Below are 13,750 nucleotides of genomic sequence, written 5' to 3' on the forward strand. Positions count from 1 at the left end.
CGGCGGCGGGGGTGCCGGCGGGGTGAGGAGCGCCGACCGGGAAGCGATCCGCGGGCCGGTCGGTTACCGTCAGTGGCTGGGGATCCGACGGCCTGCGTTCCGCGGCGGGCCGCACAGACAGCGCAAGGCGAGACGTAGGGGAAGAGCGTGCCACCCAAGAAGGGCAGCGCCGGCAAGAACGGCTCGAAGGACTCCGGTACGGCGACCGGAGGGAACCGGCTCGTGATCGTCGAGTCGCCCGCGAAGGCCAAGACGATCGCGGGCTACCTCGGTCCCGGCTTCACCGTCGAGTCCTCCATCGGCCATATCCGCGACCTGCCGACCAAGGCCGCGGAGATCCCGGCGCGCTACAAGTCGGAGCCGTGGGCCCGGCTCGGGGTGAACGTCGAGCACGACTTCGAGCCGATCTACGTGGTCAACACCGACAAGAAGTCCCACGTCAAGAAGCTCAAGGAGCTGGTGGCCCAGGCCGATGAGCTCTACCTGGCCACGGATGAGGACCGCGAGGGCGAGGCCATCGCCTGGCACCTGCGCGAGGAGCTCGCCCCCCAGGTGCCGGTGCGCCGGATGGTCTTCAACGAGATCACCCGGGATGCGATCCGCCACGCCGCGGAGAACACCCGGGACCTGAACCTGCGCCTGGTCGACGCCCAGGAGACCCGGCGCATCCTGGACCGGCTCTACGGCTACGAGGTCTCCCCGGTGCTGTGGAAGAAGGTCATGCCGAAGCTGTCGGCGGGCCGGGTCCAGTCGGTGGCCACCCGCCTGGTGGTCGAGCGCGAGCGCGAGCGGATCGCCTTCACCTCCGCCGAGTACTGGGGCCTCAAGGGCGTCTTCGACACCCTGGGCTCCTCCGGCGACGGCCCCGGCACCTTCACCGCCAACCTGGTCTCGGTGGACGGCGCCCGGGTGGCGGTCGGCCGCGACTTCACCGCCCAGGGCGCGCTGCGCTCCTCCTCGGGCGTGCTCCACCTGGACGAGCAGGCGGCCAGAGCCCTGGCCGAGCGGCTCTCCGGCGGGGACTTCGCCGTGCGCACCGTGGAGCGCAAGCCCTACAAGCGCTCGCCCTACGCGCCCTTCCGCACCACCACGCTGCAGCAGGAGGCCTCGCGCAAGCTGGGCCTGTCCGCCAAACAGACCATGCAGGTCGCCCAGCGGCTCTACGAGAACGGCTTCATCACCTACATGCGCACCGACAGCACCACGCTGTCGGAGAGCGCCGTGGCCGCCGCCCGGGACCAGGCCACCCGGCTCTACGGGGCCGACCACGTCCCGGCCAAGCCGCGGGTCTACTCCAGCAAGGTGAAGAACGCCCAGGAGGCGCACGAGGCGGTCCGCCCGGCCGGGGACACCTTCCGCACGCCCGCCCAGACCGGGCTGAGCGGCGCCGAGTACCGGCTCTACGAGCTCATCTGGAAGCGCACCGTGGCCTCGCAGATGAAGGACGCGGTGGGCGAGTCGGTGACGGTCAAGGTGGCCGGCTCCTCCACCTCCGGTGAGCAGGCCGAGTTCAGCGCCACCGGCAAGATCATCACCTTCCACGGCTTCCTCAAGGCCTACGTGGAGGGTGCCGACGACCCCGAGGCCGAGCTGGACGACCGCGAGCGCCGGCTGCCCCAGGTCGACGAGGGCCAGGCGCTCAAGGCCGAGGAGATGGAGGCCGAGGGGCACAGCACCCGCCCGCCGGCCCGCTACACCGAGGCCTCGCTGGTCAAGGAGCTGGAGGACCGGGAGATCGGGCGCCCCTCCACCTACGCCTCCATCATCGGCACCATCCTGGACCGCGGCTACGTGTTCAAGAAGGGGTCGGCCCTGGTGCCGTCCTTCCTGGCCTTCGCCGTGGTGCAGCTGCTGGAGAAGCACTTCGGCAACCTGGTCGACTACGACTTCACCGCCCGCATGGAGGACATGCTCGACGGCATCGCCCGCGGCGACGCCGAGCGCGGCCCCTGGCTGCGCCGGTTCTACTACGGCGACGGCGACGAGACCGGCCTCAAGGAGCTGGTCGGCGACCACCTGGCCGAGATCGACCCGCGCGAGATCAGCTCCTTCCCGGTGCCCGGAACCGACATCGTGATGCGCGTCGGGCGCTACGGCCCCTACATGGAGCGCGACGGCCGGCGGGTGAACGTGCCCGAGGACCTGGCCCCCGACGAGCTCACCCCGGACAAGGCCGAGGAGCTGTTCGCCGCCCCCAGCGGCGACCGGGAGCTGGGCACCGACCCGGAGACCGGGCGCACCGTGGTGGTCAAGAGCGGCCGTTTCGGGCCCTACGTCACCGAGATCGTGCCCGAGCCGGAGGAGGGCGCGGACAAGGACAAGAAGTCCAGGTCCAAGTCCAAGCAGGCGGTCAAGCCGCGCACCTCCTCGCTGCTGAAGTCGATGAGCCCGGAGACTCTCACCCTGGAGGACGCGCTGCGGCTGCTGTCGCTGCCCCGGGTGGTCGGCGAGCTCGACGGCGAAGAGGTCACCGCGCAGAACGGCCGGTTCGGCCCCTACCTGAAGAAGGGCACCGACAGCCGCTCCCTGGAGACCGAGGAGCAGATCTTCACGGTCACCCTCAAGGAGGCCGAGGAGCTGTTCGCCAAGCCCAAGCAGCGCGGCCGGCGCGCGGCCGCCGCGCCGCTGCGCGAGCTGGGGAACGACCCCGAGACCGGCAAGCCCATGGTGGTCAAGGACGGCCGGTTCGGGCCCTACGTCACCGACGGGGAGACCAACGCCTCGCTGCGCAAGGGCGACGAGGTGGAGTCGGTCACCGACGAGCGCGCCGCCGAGCTGCTGGCCGAGCGCCGCGCCAAGGCGCCCGCCAAGAAGACGGCGGCCAAGTCCGGGGGGACCGCGGCGAAGAAGGCCCCGGCCAAGAAGTCCTCGGGCGGCGCGAAGTCCTCGGGGACCACGGCCGCCAAGAAGGGCACGGCCAAGAAGGCGGCCCCGAAGAAGACGGGCGAGCCGAAGGGGACCTCCGGCGGGGACGCCGGCCCGACCTCCTGAGGTGGCGCCGATCCGTGCGCGGCAGTAGTGTGCCGCGCACGGGTCCGCCCGGTGCGAGGAGCCCCGACCGGGGCCCACGGAGCGGACCGCGCGCGGTAGCGCGCAGCACCGCGCCGCCCGTCGAAGGGAGCCCGGCAGGCCGCGGCGGCGCCCGTGTCCGTCCCCGTCCCCGGCCCGGCCGCGCGCCCGATCCCTTCCGGACGCGCCGCTACCCTTCACGACTATGAGCAGATCTGCACCTCTTGGCGCGCCCGGCGAGGCGCGCAGCGTTCTGGCGATCACGCCCTTCCGGCGGCTGTGGATCTCGCTGTCGCTGTCCGGTCTGGGCGAATGGCTCAGCCTGCTGGCGCTGATGTCGCTGGCGACGATCCTGACCATGGACGCCTCACCGGTGGTCCAGTACTTCGCGGTCAGCGGCGTGGTGGTGCTCAAGATCGCCCCCTGGCTGCTGCTCAGCCCGTTCGCCGGGAGGGTGGCCGACCGCTTCGACCGGCGGCTGACCATGGTCGCCGCCGACGTGCTGCGCGGACTGCTGTACCTGTCCGTCCCCGTCGTGGGGCGGCTCGACTGGCTGCTGGCGGCCGGCCTCCTGGCCGAGTGCGCGGCGATCCTCTGGACGTCCGCCAAGGACGCCTCGGTGCCCGGCCTGGTGCCGCGCAAGCGCCTGGAGCAGGCCGACCGGATCGCCCTGCTGACCGCCTACGGCACCGCGCCGGTGGCGGCGGGGCTGTTCGCGCTTCTGGCCGCGTTCAGCACGGTGCTGGGGAAGCTCTTCCCGGCCATGGCCGCGCCCGGGGCCGACATCGCGCTGTACATCAACGGCCTCGCCTTCGTCGTCGCGGCCGCGGTCGTCTGGACGCTGCCGCTGCCCGCCCGGCCCGCCCCGGCCGCCGGGACGGGCCCGGAGCCGGCCCACGCGCCGTCCGCCGACGACGAGCGGACCGAGGAGGTCCCGGTCCCGGCCCGGCAGGACGACCCCAACGAGCTGACCGCGCCCATCGGCGACGCCGCCACCCTGGAGGTCCCGGCCGTCCCGGACGAGGCGCAGCGCAAGGCCGCCGAGCGGGCCGCGGCCAAGGAGCGGAGGCGCGCCGCCGCGGCCGAGCGCCGCGCCGAGCGCGCCTCCTCGGGCGAGTCCGGGGACGGCGGGCGCAACCCGCTGCGCACCATCTGGGAGGGGTGGCGCTTCGCCGGGACCACCCCGCCGGTGCGCGGGCTCATCCTGGGCATGCTCGGCGCGCTCGCCGCCGGGGGCGCCGTGGTCGGCGTGGGCCGGGTCTTCGTGGACCGGCTGGAGGCCGGCAACGCCGGCTTCGGCGTCCTGTTCGGCGCCCTGTTCGCCGGCATGGCCCTGGGCATGCTGGGTGGCCCGCGCACGCTGCGCGGCTTCAGCCGCCACCGGCTGTTCGGCCTGGTGCTGGGCGCGGCCGGGGTGGCGCTCTTCTTCAGCGGCCTGATCCCCGACATGGTGCTGGCCGCGGTGCTCACCCTGGTGGTGGGCGCCGGCGCCGGACTGGCCTGGGGGATCGGACTGGCCCTGATGGGCCAGGAGGTGGAGGAGTCCGTCCGCGGCCGCACCTTCGCCTTCCTGCACGCCGCCGGGCGCCTGGTGCTGCTGGGCGCGATGGCCCTCGCCCCGCTGCTGGCCGCGGCGATCGGCGACCACACCCTGGCCGTGCGCGGCCTGACCTACGACTTCCTGGGCGCCGGCGCGGTGCTGATGCTGGCGGCGGTGCTGGCGGTCGTCGTGGCGGTGGTCTCCTACCGGCGGATGAACGGCGAGCCGGGCGAGGTCCCGCTCACCACCGAGCTGCTGGCGGCGCTGCGCGGGGTTCCGGTGCCCGCCGCAGCCGGCGCCGAGGAGGACGAGGCGCTGCCGGGCACCTTCGTGGTCCTGGAGGGCGGCGAGGGCGCCGGGAAGTCCACCCAGGCCCAGCAGCTGGCGGTGTGGCTGCGCGAGGAGGGCTTCGAGGTGGTCGCCACCCGCGAGCCGGGCTCGACCAAGCTGGGCATGCGGCTGCGGGCGCTGCTGCTGGACAAGGAGCAGACCGGCATGTCGCCGCGGGCCGAGGCGCTGCTGTACGCCTCGGACCGGGCCGACCACGTGCACCAGGTGATCCTGCCCGCGCTGCGCCGCGGCGCCATCGTGATCAGCGACCGCTACGTCGACTCCACCCTGGCCTACCAGGGGGCCGGCCGGGAGCTGCCGGTCGAGGAGATCGCCCGGGTGAACGCGTGGGCCACCGGGGGCCTGGTGCCGGCGCTCACGGTGCTGCTCGACCTGCCGGCCGAGGACGGGCTGTCCCGGCTGGGCGGCGGCACCGACCGCATCGAGTCCGAGTCCCGCGCGTTCCACGACCGGGTGCGCAGCGGCTTCCGCGGGCTGGCCGAGCGCGAGCCCGACCGCTACCTGGTGGTGGACGCGCGCGGGGGGCAGGAGCAGGTCACCCGGGAGATCCAGCGGCGGCTGCGCCCGCTGCTGCCCGACCCGGTCCCCTCCGACGCCGAGGCGATCACCGGCATGATGCCGGTCGTCGGCGACCAGAACGGCGACGACCGGTAGAGGACCGGAGCGCTACAGGATCTGAGCGAAACCGCGACGGAGGCGGGCGGCCGGGGAGGCCGTCCGCCTCCGTCGCGTTCGGGCGGGGCCTCTCCTCGCCCGCGCGTGTCCGCGGTCGCCGACCGGTCCGCACCCGGCGCCTCTCCGATCAGAGTCTCCCGTCAGACCTGGGGCAACACACACCGTCATGGGGGCGGAGCCGGAGCGCGCTCATCGACGCCCCGTCGAGCGCCCCGGGTGCGGTCTCGGCCAGTCCAGAACGGGATTCGGTGAAAAGATGTCCGGAAAAGCCCTGGTCGTCGGGTCTCTGAGGGGTCAGGCCGCTGGGGTTGGTACTGCAACGACAGGTCGGTCGAGGACCCGGCGGAGGCCGACCACGCGACAGGGGCGGGCACTTCCCCGGGTCCGCCTGCCGGGCAGCGGCGCCCCAGAGGTAAAAGTGGTCGGCGGTAACGACGGAACAGCTGGTGCCCCGCTCCGGCCTGCTCGCCGGGCGGCGGGGTCGCCGGGGTGTCGGGCCGTGTCCGGCGCCGTGGTGCGGCTTGCGCCCGCTCCCGTGCCGGTCCCGGAGAGAAGCGGCCCTGGAACCGTGCCTTCAGGGCCGTTCTCCCCGGGAGGGAGAGAGAAGACTTCGCATCCGGCGCATACCGGGCGCGTTTTGCCTCCTTCGTTGTTGATCTCGGGGAAGTCGGCCCTATACCGGCCGGTATAGGGCCGACTTCCCCGAGATCAACAACGCGATCCGCCCGCCTCTCCATCGTTGCCGCTCATCGCCTGTACCGAAGGGGGTGGTCGCTCGGCCAGGGCTGGTGAGGGGGGACCTGCTACCCCGTTGTCGCTGTGCCTCCTGCGCCCCCTGCGTACCTGCACCGGGTTTCCCCGTCCGGCGTCCCCTGTCGCCGCGCGGGCCTATCCTTGGTGCCGATGAGCGTCTTCGACGACCTGGTGGGCCAGGACGAGGCGGTGGCCGCGCTGCGCGGGGCCGCCGAGGCCGCCGCGGGCCGCGGCGGTACCTCGATGACCCACTCCTGGCTGTTCACCGGCCCGCCCGGGTCCGGGCGGAGCGAGGCCGCGCGCGCCTTCGCCGCCGCCCTGCAGTGCCCCGACGGCGGGTGCGGGCACTGCCCCTCCTGCCACCAGGTCCTCACCGGCACCCACGCCGACGTGCTCTACGTGCGGCCCAGCGGGCTCAGCTTCGGCGTGGAGCGCACCCGCGAGCTGGTGCTGCAGGCCGCGGCGCGCCCTGCCTCCGGCCGGTACCGGGTGGTGCTGTTCGAGGACGCCGACCGCGCCACCGAGGCCGCCTCCAACGCCCTGCTCAAGGCGGTGGAGGAGCCCTCGCCGCGCACGGTGTGGCTGCTGTGCACCCCCACCGCCGAGGACATGCTCGTCACCATCCGCTCCCGGTGCCGCCTGGTGCGGCTGCGCACCCCCTCCACCGCGGCGGTGGTGCGCGCGCTGGTCGAGCAGGACGGGATGGAGGAGTCCGCGGCGGCCGAGGCGGCCCGGGCCGCCGCCGGGCGCCTGGACCGCGCCCGGCTGCTGGCCGCCGACGCCGAGGCGCGCGAGCGCCGCGCCGAGGTGCTCGCGCTGCCCGCCCGCCTGGACGGCACCGGTGCCTGCGTCTGGGCCGCCGCCCGCCTGTACGAGCTGGCCGAGGCCGAGGCCAAGGCGGTGACCGGGGCGCTGGACGAGACCGAGCGCTCCGAGATCAAGGCGGCGTTCGGGGAGGGCGGCACCGGCAAGGGCGTGGCCAAGGCGGTGCGCGGCGCCGCGGGCGCGCTCAAGGACCTGGAGGAGCGCCAGAAGCGCCGTGCCACCAGGATCAAGCGGGACACCTACGACACCGCCCTGACCGAGCTGGTGCTGTTCTACCGGGACGTGCTGGCGCTGCAGATGGGCGCCCCGGTGGAGCTGTCCACCGGGTCGGTCCGCGGGGACCTGGAGCGGGTGGCCCGCGGCTCCTCCCCGGAGTCGACGCTGCGCCGCATCGACGCGGTGATGGAGTGCCGCCGCCGCATCGACGCCAACGTGCACCCGCAGATCGCCCTGGAGGCGATGACGGCGTCCCTGTTCGAGGGCTGAGGGCGCTCTGGAGGCCCGCTCCCGCCGTCGGCGTGGCCGCCGCCGAGGGGCTGTGGCAGGCTCGGAGCCGACCCCGCCGCCCCCCGATGCGAAGGAAGACCCCCGTGAAGAGGCTCCGTCCGGCGGCCGCCGCGGCCGCGGCCCTCGTCGTCACCGCCGCCGGCTGCACCGGAGGGGACCCCGGATCCGGGAACGGGGACCAGGCCCCGTCCCCGGGACTGGAGCCGTTCTACTCCCAGGGCATCGACTGGGCGCCCTGCACCGACGGCGGATCGCGGTTCGAGTGCGGGGTGTTCGAGGTCCCCATGGACTACGGCGACCCCGACGGGCGCCGCCTGGAGATCGCGGTCAAGCGGCTGCCGGCCTCCGGGCGTTCCGGGGGCTCGCTGCTGGTCAACCCCGGCGGGCCGGGCGGGTCCGGCTACGACTACGCGGCGGCCGCGCCCAGCGTCGTCGGCGAGGGGGTGCGCGAGCGCTTCGACGTGGTCGGCTTCGACCCGCGCGGGGTGGCCCGCAGCGAGCCGGTGTCCTGCCTGGACCCCGCCGGGATGGACGCCTACCTCGGGGCGGACCTGGAGAGCGAGGACGGCGACGGCGACCCGCTGGAGGTCACCGCGGAGGGGCTGGAGGAGCTGGAGGAGTCGGCCCGGGGCTTCGTGGAGGGGTGCAGGGAGCGGGCCGGGGAGCTGATGATGCACCTGGGCACCGAGAACGTCGCCCGCGACATGGACGTGCTGCGCGCGGTCCTGGGCGACGACCGGCTCACCTACCTGGGCAAGTCCTACGGGACCCTGATCGGGGCCCGCTACGCCGACCTGTTCCCCGATCGGGCGGGGGCCATGGTCCTGGACGGCGTCCTGGCCGCGGACCTGGACGCGCTGGAGACCGGCGTGCAGCAGGCCGGCGGCTTCGAGACGGCGCTGCGCGCGTTCGTGGAGGACTGCCAGGCGCGCGAGGAGTGCCCGGTGGGCACCGCCGAGGACGGGGTGGACGCCGGCGTGGAGCGCATCGCCGGCCTGCTGGACCGGGCCGGGCGGGAGCCGCTGGAGAACACCACCGGCGACGGCCGCGAGGTGGGGCGCACCCGGGTGGAGCTGGGCATCAGCGGCGCGCTCTACAGCGAAGGCTCCTGGGGCGAGGTGCGCGACGCCCTCGGCGACGCGATCGAGGACGGCGACGGCACCGCGCTGCTGCGCCTGGGCGACCGCCTCTACGGCCGGGACGAGCCGCGGACCTACACCAACTCGGTCTCCGCACTGGTGGCGGTGAACTGCTCGGACGCCCCGGCGCCGCGCGACATCGGCGCCTACCGCGACGCCGCCCGCGAGGCGGCCCAGGAGTCGCCGCTGTTCGGTGCCTCCTCCGCCTGGGCGGTGCTGACCTGCGCGTACTGGCCGCAGGAGGCCGTCTCCGAGGAGTGGGAGCCCGACGCCGAGGGCGCCGACCCGATCCTGGTGGTGGGCACCACGCGGGACTCGGCCACCCCCTTCGCCTGGGCCGAGGAGCTGGCCGAGGACCTGGACTCGGGCGTGCTGCTGACCTACGACGGGGACGGCCACACCGCCTACGGAACCGGCGACGCGTGCGTGGACGGGGCGGTGGACGCCTACCTGCTGGAGGACCGGGTCCCCGAGGAGGGGCTGACCTGTGGTGCCTGAGCCCCGGCACGGCGCCGCCCACCGGAGGGCACGGGCGGTCCGCGGAGGCGTTACACTGGGGACGGCTCCGCGCAGAGCGGGGCCGACGCCGCCTTAGCTCAGTCGGCAGAGCGATTCACTCGTAATGAATAGGTCGTCGGTTCGATTCCGACAGGCGGCTCCGGTGAGGCCCGGTCCCCCGTAGGGGGCCGGGCCTTTCTTGTGCCCATGATGGGGCCCATGTGGGTAGAGACCCCCTATGAGCCTGCTGCTGATGGTGCTGGCACTCCTGGGGGCGCTCGCGGTCCTCGGGGGCGGGGGACTGGTGCTGGACCGGCTGCTGCGCGAGGGGGAGCGCCGTGACGGGCCGCCCGCCGTCGCGGACGGCGCGCACGTCGCCGGCGGCGCCGCGGGGGAGGGCGGGTACACGGTCCTGGAGGGCGCGGAGGGGCGGCGCGCGGAGGAGCGCCCCGCGGTCCCGGGGGCGACGCTGGCGCGGGTGCGCGAGCTGCTCGCCCTGGGGCGGGGCGTGGAGGCGGTGCGGGTCATGCGGGACGAGACCGGCATGGACCAGCGCACCGCCCGGGACGCGGTCGAGGACGTGCGGCGCGGGCGCCTGGGGTGAGCCCCGCCCGGGTCAGCCCTTGCGGCGCCGGCCCCGGTAGCCCATGCCCATCCGCACGCGGCGGTTGGGCGCCAGCGGCGCGGCGAACAGCAGCAGGAGCATCAGCACCAGCATGAGCACGGCCGGGGAGACCGAGGAGGCCATGTCCTGCTCGACGGCGGCCTGGTCGGTGGCCGGACCGTCCTCCCCGTCCTCGCCGGGGCCGACCGAGGGCAGCTCGGCCAGGTCGTCGTCCCCGCCGTCGGGGTCCAGGGAGGGAAGGCTGGGCGCGGAGGTGGGAAGCGACGGGCGCTCCGGGCGGGCGTCCGGCGCGTCGGGGACGTCGGGGGCCTCGGGCCGCGACGGGGAGGACCCGCCGGAGCCGCCGCTGCCTCCGGAGCCGCCGGTGTCAGCGTCGTCCCGGGTCTCCTTCTCCTTCTCCTCGTCCTTCTGCCGGTCCTTCTCCGAGTCGTCGCCGCCGGACGGCCCGCCGCCGGGTCCCTCGCCGCCGTCGGAGCCGTCCTGCTCGTCGTCCTCGGTGTCCGTGGGGGACAGCGAAGCCGTCGGCGGGCCGGAGGGGGACGGCGTCGGGGTCGGTGACGGCGACGGCGGGGGCGATGTGGGCGGATCGGTCGGCGGATCGGTCGGAGTGGGGGTCGGAGTGGGGGTCGGTGACGGCGACGGCGGGGGCGATGTGGGCGGATCGGTCGGCGGATCGGTCGGAGTGGGGGTCGGAGTGGGGGTCGGTGACGGCGACGGCGGGGGCGATGTGGGCGGATCGGTCGGCGGATCGGTCGGAGTGGGGGTCGGAGTGGGGGTCGGTGACGGCGACGGCGGGGGCGATGTGGGCGGATCGGTCGGCGGATCGGTGGGCGTGGGGGTCGGCGTGGGCGTCGGGCTCGGGCTCGGCTCGGGGTCGAGCACCTCCACCTTGACCGGCAGCGACTGCGCGGTCCTGCGGTCCTCGGCGGGGACCTCCGAGCACGCCTGCTCCTCGTCCACCGAGGCGTAGGGGACCGTGGCGGTGACCATCACGCTCTCGTCGGGCGTGCCGGTGACCGTCGTGCGCACGGGGGCGGTCTCGGAGTCGGTGTCGCCCACCGTGAAGCCCGCGTCGGCCGTGGGCGTGTACACGCACACCTTGGGCGCCCCGGACGTGGCCGTGAGCGTCAGCTCGACGGTCCCGCCCTGCTCCACGACCTGCCCCCCCGGGGTGAGCTCGACCGTGAGCGGGGCCGCGGCGGCCGCGGGCGGCGCGATCGCGACCAGGGTGGACCCGATGAACGCGGTGGTCAGCGGGACGCCAGCGGCGGCGCGCATACGGTCGCCTCCTCGGGGTGCTGCGGCGGTCTGCGCATGCATCCTAGGCCCTCGCGGCGTCCGGCACGAGGCCCATGCGCACCCGGGAGGCCCCGCGGACCTGCACGGGGCCTCCCGGGCCTCCCCGGCCGCACGGGACTGCGCGGGACCGCGCAGATCCGCACGGGACCCGGGTCAGTGGTCGGCGGGCGCGGGTTCGGGGGCCGGCGCCGCGGCGGCGTCGGCGGACTTGGGCGAATCCGGGACGAACCGGTAGCCCACGTTGCGCACGGTGCCGATCAGCGACTCGTGCTCGGCGCCGAGCTTGGCGCGCAGCCGGCGCACGTGCACGTCGATGGTGCGGGTGCCGCCGAAGTAGTCGTAGCCCCAGACCTCCTGCAGCAGCTGGGCCCGGGTGAAGACCCGGCCCGGGTGCTGGGCCAGGAACTTCAGCAGCTCGAACTCCTTGAAGGTCAGGTCGAGGATGCGCCCGCGCAGCCGGGCGATGTAGGTGGCCTCGTCGATGACCAGGTCGCCGCGGCGGATCTCGTCCGGGTCGTCGGCGCCGGCGTCGGCCTGGCCCACGGCCAGCCGCAGCCGCGCCTCGACCTCGGCGGGCCCGGCCGAGGTCAGCAGGAAGTCGTCGACCTGCCAGTCCGGGGTGAGCGCCGCGGCGCCGCCCTCGGTGAGCACGGCGATCAGCGGGCAGTCCAGTCCCGTGGTATCGAGGAGCCGGCAGAAGTTGCGGGCGGAGGCCAGGTCGCTGCGCGCGTCCACGAGGACGGCGTCCACGGCGCCCCCCGTGCGCTCGGCCCCCTGGGCCAGCAGCGCGCCGGGCTCGGCCGGGGCCACGCGCACCGAGTGGAGGAGAAGGCCGAGGGCGGGCAGCACGTGGTCGGACGGTTCGTTGGAGTTCGTCAGTAGCAGCAGGTGGCTCATGCGTCTCTTCCCGTCACCCCGCCGTGAAGCGGTAGATCGAAGGCGCCGTTGCCCCCGGTGGAGAATTCGATTCGTTGCCTCCGAGAAGCACAAGGATAATCAATCCATGGTGAGCGGAACCATCAGGTACTGGGCCGCGGCGAAAGAGGCCGCGGGGACGGCCGAGGAGCCGTACACGGCGACGACCCTGGCCGGGGCGCTGGAGGAGGCGCGTGCCAGGCGCTCCGGGGACGACCGGCTGGCGCGGGTCCTGGAGCGCTCGTCCTTCCTCGTGGACGAGCGGCCGGTGGGCGCGCGCCCGCACGCCGAGGTCTTCCTCACACAGGGCGGTGTGGTGGAGGTCCTTCCGCCGTTCGCGGGCGGATGATCGGATACGGGCGGACCGCAATGACGGATCGGGGCCGGCCGGGGACGGCGGCCGCGGGGACTCGGGGAAGGGGTGCGAGGCGATGGGGCCCGCCGCCGACGGGGACGTGCGCATCAGCATGCTCGGCAGGTCCGGCTGTCACCTGTGCGCGGAGGCGCTGGAGGTGATCCGCCGGGTCGCCGAGGACCTGGGCACCGGGTACGAGGTGCGCGACCTGGAGGACTGCCCGCCCGAGGAGCGCGAGGAGTACTGGGAGCGGATCCCGGTCACCTTCGTCGACGGGGCGCCGCACGATTTCTGGCGGGTCTCGGAGAAGCGCCTGCGCGCCGCGCTCACCGGCGCCTAGCAGGGGCGGGGGCGCAACCGGCCCCTACTTTGTGCGTACTTTCACAAGGGCGTAATCTGAGGGCCGAGAATCCGCCGCCGCAGGGGTCCCCGCGGCGCGTCGCGCGCGCCGGCGGGGGGCCGTCCGGGACATGACGGCACGGACCGACCACCCGACCACCGCCGATCAGGAGCGCACGCCCGTGACCCCCCGATCACCCCGCCCCAAGGACAGGGGCATCCCCGAGGCGACGGTCGCCCGGCTCCCGGTCTACCTGCGCGCCCTCCAGGGCATGGCCGAGCGGGGCACCCTCACCGTCTCCTCGGAGGACCTGGCCGCGATCGCGGGGGTCAACTCGGCCAAACTCCGCAAGGACCTGTCCCACCTGGGCTCCTACGGCACCCGCGGCGTCGGCTACGACGTCGACTACCTCGTCTACCAGATCTCCCGTGAGCTTGGTCTCACCCAGGACTGGACGGTGGCCATCGCCGGGGTGGGCAACCTCGGCCGCGCACTGGCCAACTACGGGGGCTTCGGCACCCGCGGCTTCCGCATCGCCGCCCTGTTCGACGCCGACGGGCGGGTCGTGGGCGACGAGGTCGCCGGGCTGGTGGTACGGCATATTGACACACTGGAGGACGTTGTCGGTTCCGAGGACGTCTCCATCGGAGTGATCGCCACGCCGGCCGTGTCGGCGCAGGGGGTGTGCGACCGCTTCGTGAAGGCCGGGGTCACCAGTGTGCTGAACTTCGCGCCGGTCGTCCTCAGTGTGCCTCCGGCCGTCGATGTGCGTAAGGTCGATCTGTCCATCGAACTGCAGATCCTGGCCTTCCACGAGCAGCGGAAGGCCGACGGGCAGGCGCCCCCCGAGGCGGGGTGGATCGACGCGACGGAGAAGACGTGAGAGCGACCGCCACCGCGATCGCCGCATTGGAGTGCA

10 protein-coding genes and 1 tRNA gene are annotated in these 13,750 nt (G+C 74.3%); 9 read left to right on the plus strand and 2 right to left on the minus strand.

What is annotated here, in order from left to right:
- Positions 1–147: 147 nt before the first annotated feature.
- The 6 genes from topA to C892_RS0115330 all read left to right on the plus strand — a co-directional run bounded on the left by topA (position 148) and on the right by C892_RS0115330 (position 9,901).
- Positions 148–2,991 (plus strand): type I DNA topoisomerase, encoded by a 2,844-nt coding sequence (topA, locus tag C892_RS0115305; RefSeq protein WP_017538191.1) that lies wholly within the window; start codon positions 148–150, stop codon positions 2,989–2,991.
- Positions 2,992–3,214: 223 nt separating this feature from the next.
- The gene (gene tmk, locus C892_RS0115310) at positions 3,215–5,554 is read left to right on the plus strand and encodes a dTMP kinase (RefSeq protein WP_017557933.1); all 2,340 of its coding nucleotides are present in this window, start codon (positions 3,215–3,217) and stop codon (positions 5,552–5,554) included.
- A gap of 924 nt (positions 5,555–6,478) precedes the next feature.
- Positions 6,479–7,639: a DNA polymerase III subunit delta' gene (locus C892_RS0115315; protein ID WP_017557934.1), complete on the plus strand. Its 1,161-nt coding sequence runs from the start codon at positions 6,479–6,481 to the stop codon at positions 7,637–7,639.
- Positions 7,640–7,743: 104 nt separating this feature from the next.
- A complete protein-coding gene (locus C892_RS0115320) occupies positions 7,744–9,297 on the plus strand; it encodes an alpha/beta hydrolase (RefSeq protein WP_017557935.1) in 1,554 nt (517 codons plus the stop codon).
- Between the two features lie 87 nt (positions 9,298–9,384).
- Positions 9,385–9,457, plus strand: a tRNA-Thr gene (locus tag C892_RS0115325).
- A gap of 78 nt (positions 9,458–9,535) precedes the next feature.
- Positions 9,536–9,901, plus strand: coding sequence for a hypothetical protein (locus tag C892_RS0115330; RefSeq protein ID WP_017557936.1), 366 nt, complete (start codon positions 9,536–9,538; stop codon positions 9,899–9,901).
- 12 nt (positions 9,902–9,913) lie between these two features.
- On the opposite strand, the gene C892_RS31840 is transcribed toward C892_RS0115330, so the two are convergent.
- Positions 9,914–11,200, minus strand: a complete 1,287-nt coding sequence (locus tag C892_RS31840; RefSeq protein WP_051060549.1) for a hypothetical protein — start codon at positions 11,198–11,200, stop codon at positions 9,914–9,916.
- A gap of 174 nt (positions 11,201–11,374) precedes the next feature.
- Positions 11,375–12,118, minus strand: a complete 744-nt coding sequence (locus C892_RS29020; protein ID WP_017557937.1) for a winged helix-turn-helix transcriptional regulator — start codon at positions 12,116–12,118, stop codon at positions 11,375–11,377.
- A 106-nt stretch (positions 12,119–12,224) separates the two neighbouring features.
- Here C892_RS29020 and C892_RS0115350 point away from each other — a divergent pair, with 106 nt between their 5' ends.
- The 3 genes from C892_RS0115350 (at position 12,225) to C892_RS0115360 (ending at position 13,714) form a co-directional block, all read left to right on the plus strand.
- On the plus strand, positions 12,225–12,485 hold the full coding sequence (locus tag C892_RS0115350) for a MoaD/ThiS family protein (protein WP_017557938.1): 261 nt from the start codon (positions 12,225–12,227) through the stop codon (positions 12,483–12,485).
- Positions 12,486–12,567: 82 nt separating this feature from the next.
- Positions 12,568–12,831: a glutaredoxin family protein gene (locus tag C892_RS0115355; RefSeq protein WP_017538184.1), complete on the plus strand. Its 264-nt coding sequence runs from the start codon at positions 12,568–12,570 to the stop codon at positions 12,829–12,831.
- 181 nt (positions 12,832–13,012) lie between these two features.
- Positions 13,013–13,714, plus strand: a complete 702-nt coding sequence (locus C892_RS0115360) for a redox-sensing transcriptional repressor Rex (RefSeq protein WP_017538183.1) — start codon at positions 13,013–13,015, stop codon at positions 13,712–13,714.
- Positions 13,715–13,750: the final 36 nt, after the last annotated feature.

The sequence above is a fragment of the Nocardiopsis baichengensis YIM 90130 genome, assembly GCF_000341205.1.
Lineage (GTDB): Bacteria > Actinomycetota > Actinomycetes > Streptosporangiales > Streptosporangiaceae > Nocardiopsis_A > Nocardiopsis_A halophila.

Bases quoted from the DNA above. Each gene is read 5' to 3' on its own strand.
- tmk (WP_017557933.1), top strand. From the start codon at position 3,215: ATGAGCAGATCTGCACCTCTTGGCGCGCCCGGCGAGGCGCGCAGCGTT.
- C892_RS29020 (WP_017557937.1), bottom strand. From the start codon at position 12,118: ATGAGCCACCTGCTGCTACTGACGAACTCCAACGAACCGTCCGACCAC.
- C892_RS0115330 (WP_017557936.1), top strand. From the start codon at position 9,536: ATGAGCCTGCTGCTGATGGTGCTGGCACTCCTGGGGGCGCTCGCGGTC.
- C892_RS31840 (WP_051060549.1), bottom strand. From the start codon at position 11,200: ATGCGCGCCGCCGCTGGCGTCCCGCTGACCACCGCGTTCATCGGGTCC.
- C892_RS0115355 (WP_017538184.1), top strand. From the start codon at position 12,568: ATGGGGCCCGCCGCCGACGGGGACGTGCGCATCAGCATGCTCGGCAGG.
- C892_RS0115350 (WP_017557938.1), top strand. From the start codon at position 12,225: ATGGTGAGCGGAACCATCAGGTACTGGGCCGCGGCGAAAGAGGCCGCG.
- C892_RS0115315 (WP_017557934.1), top strand. From the start codon at position 6,479: ATGAGCGTCTTCGACGACCTGGTGGGCCAGGACGAGGCGGTGGCCGCG.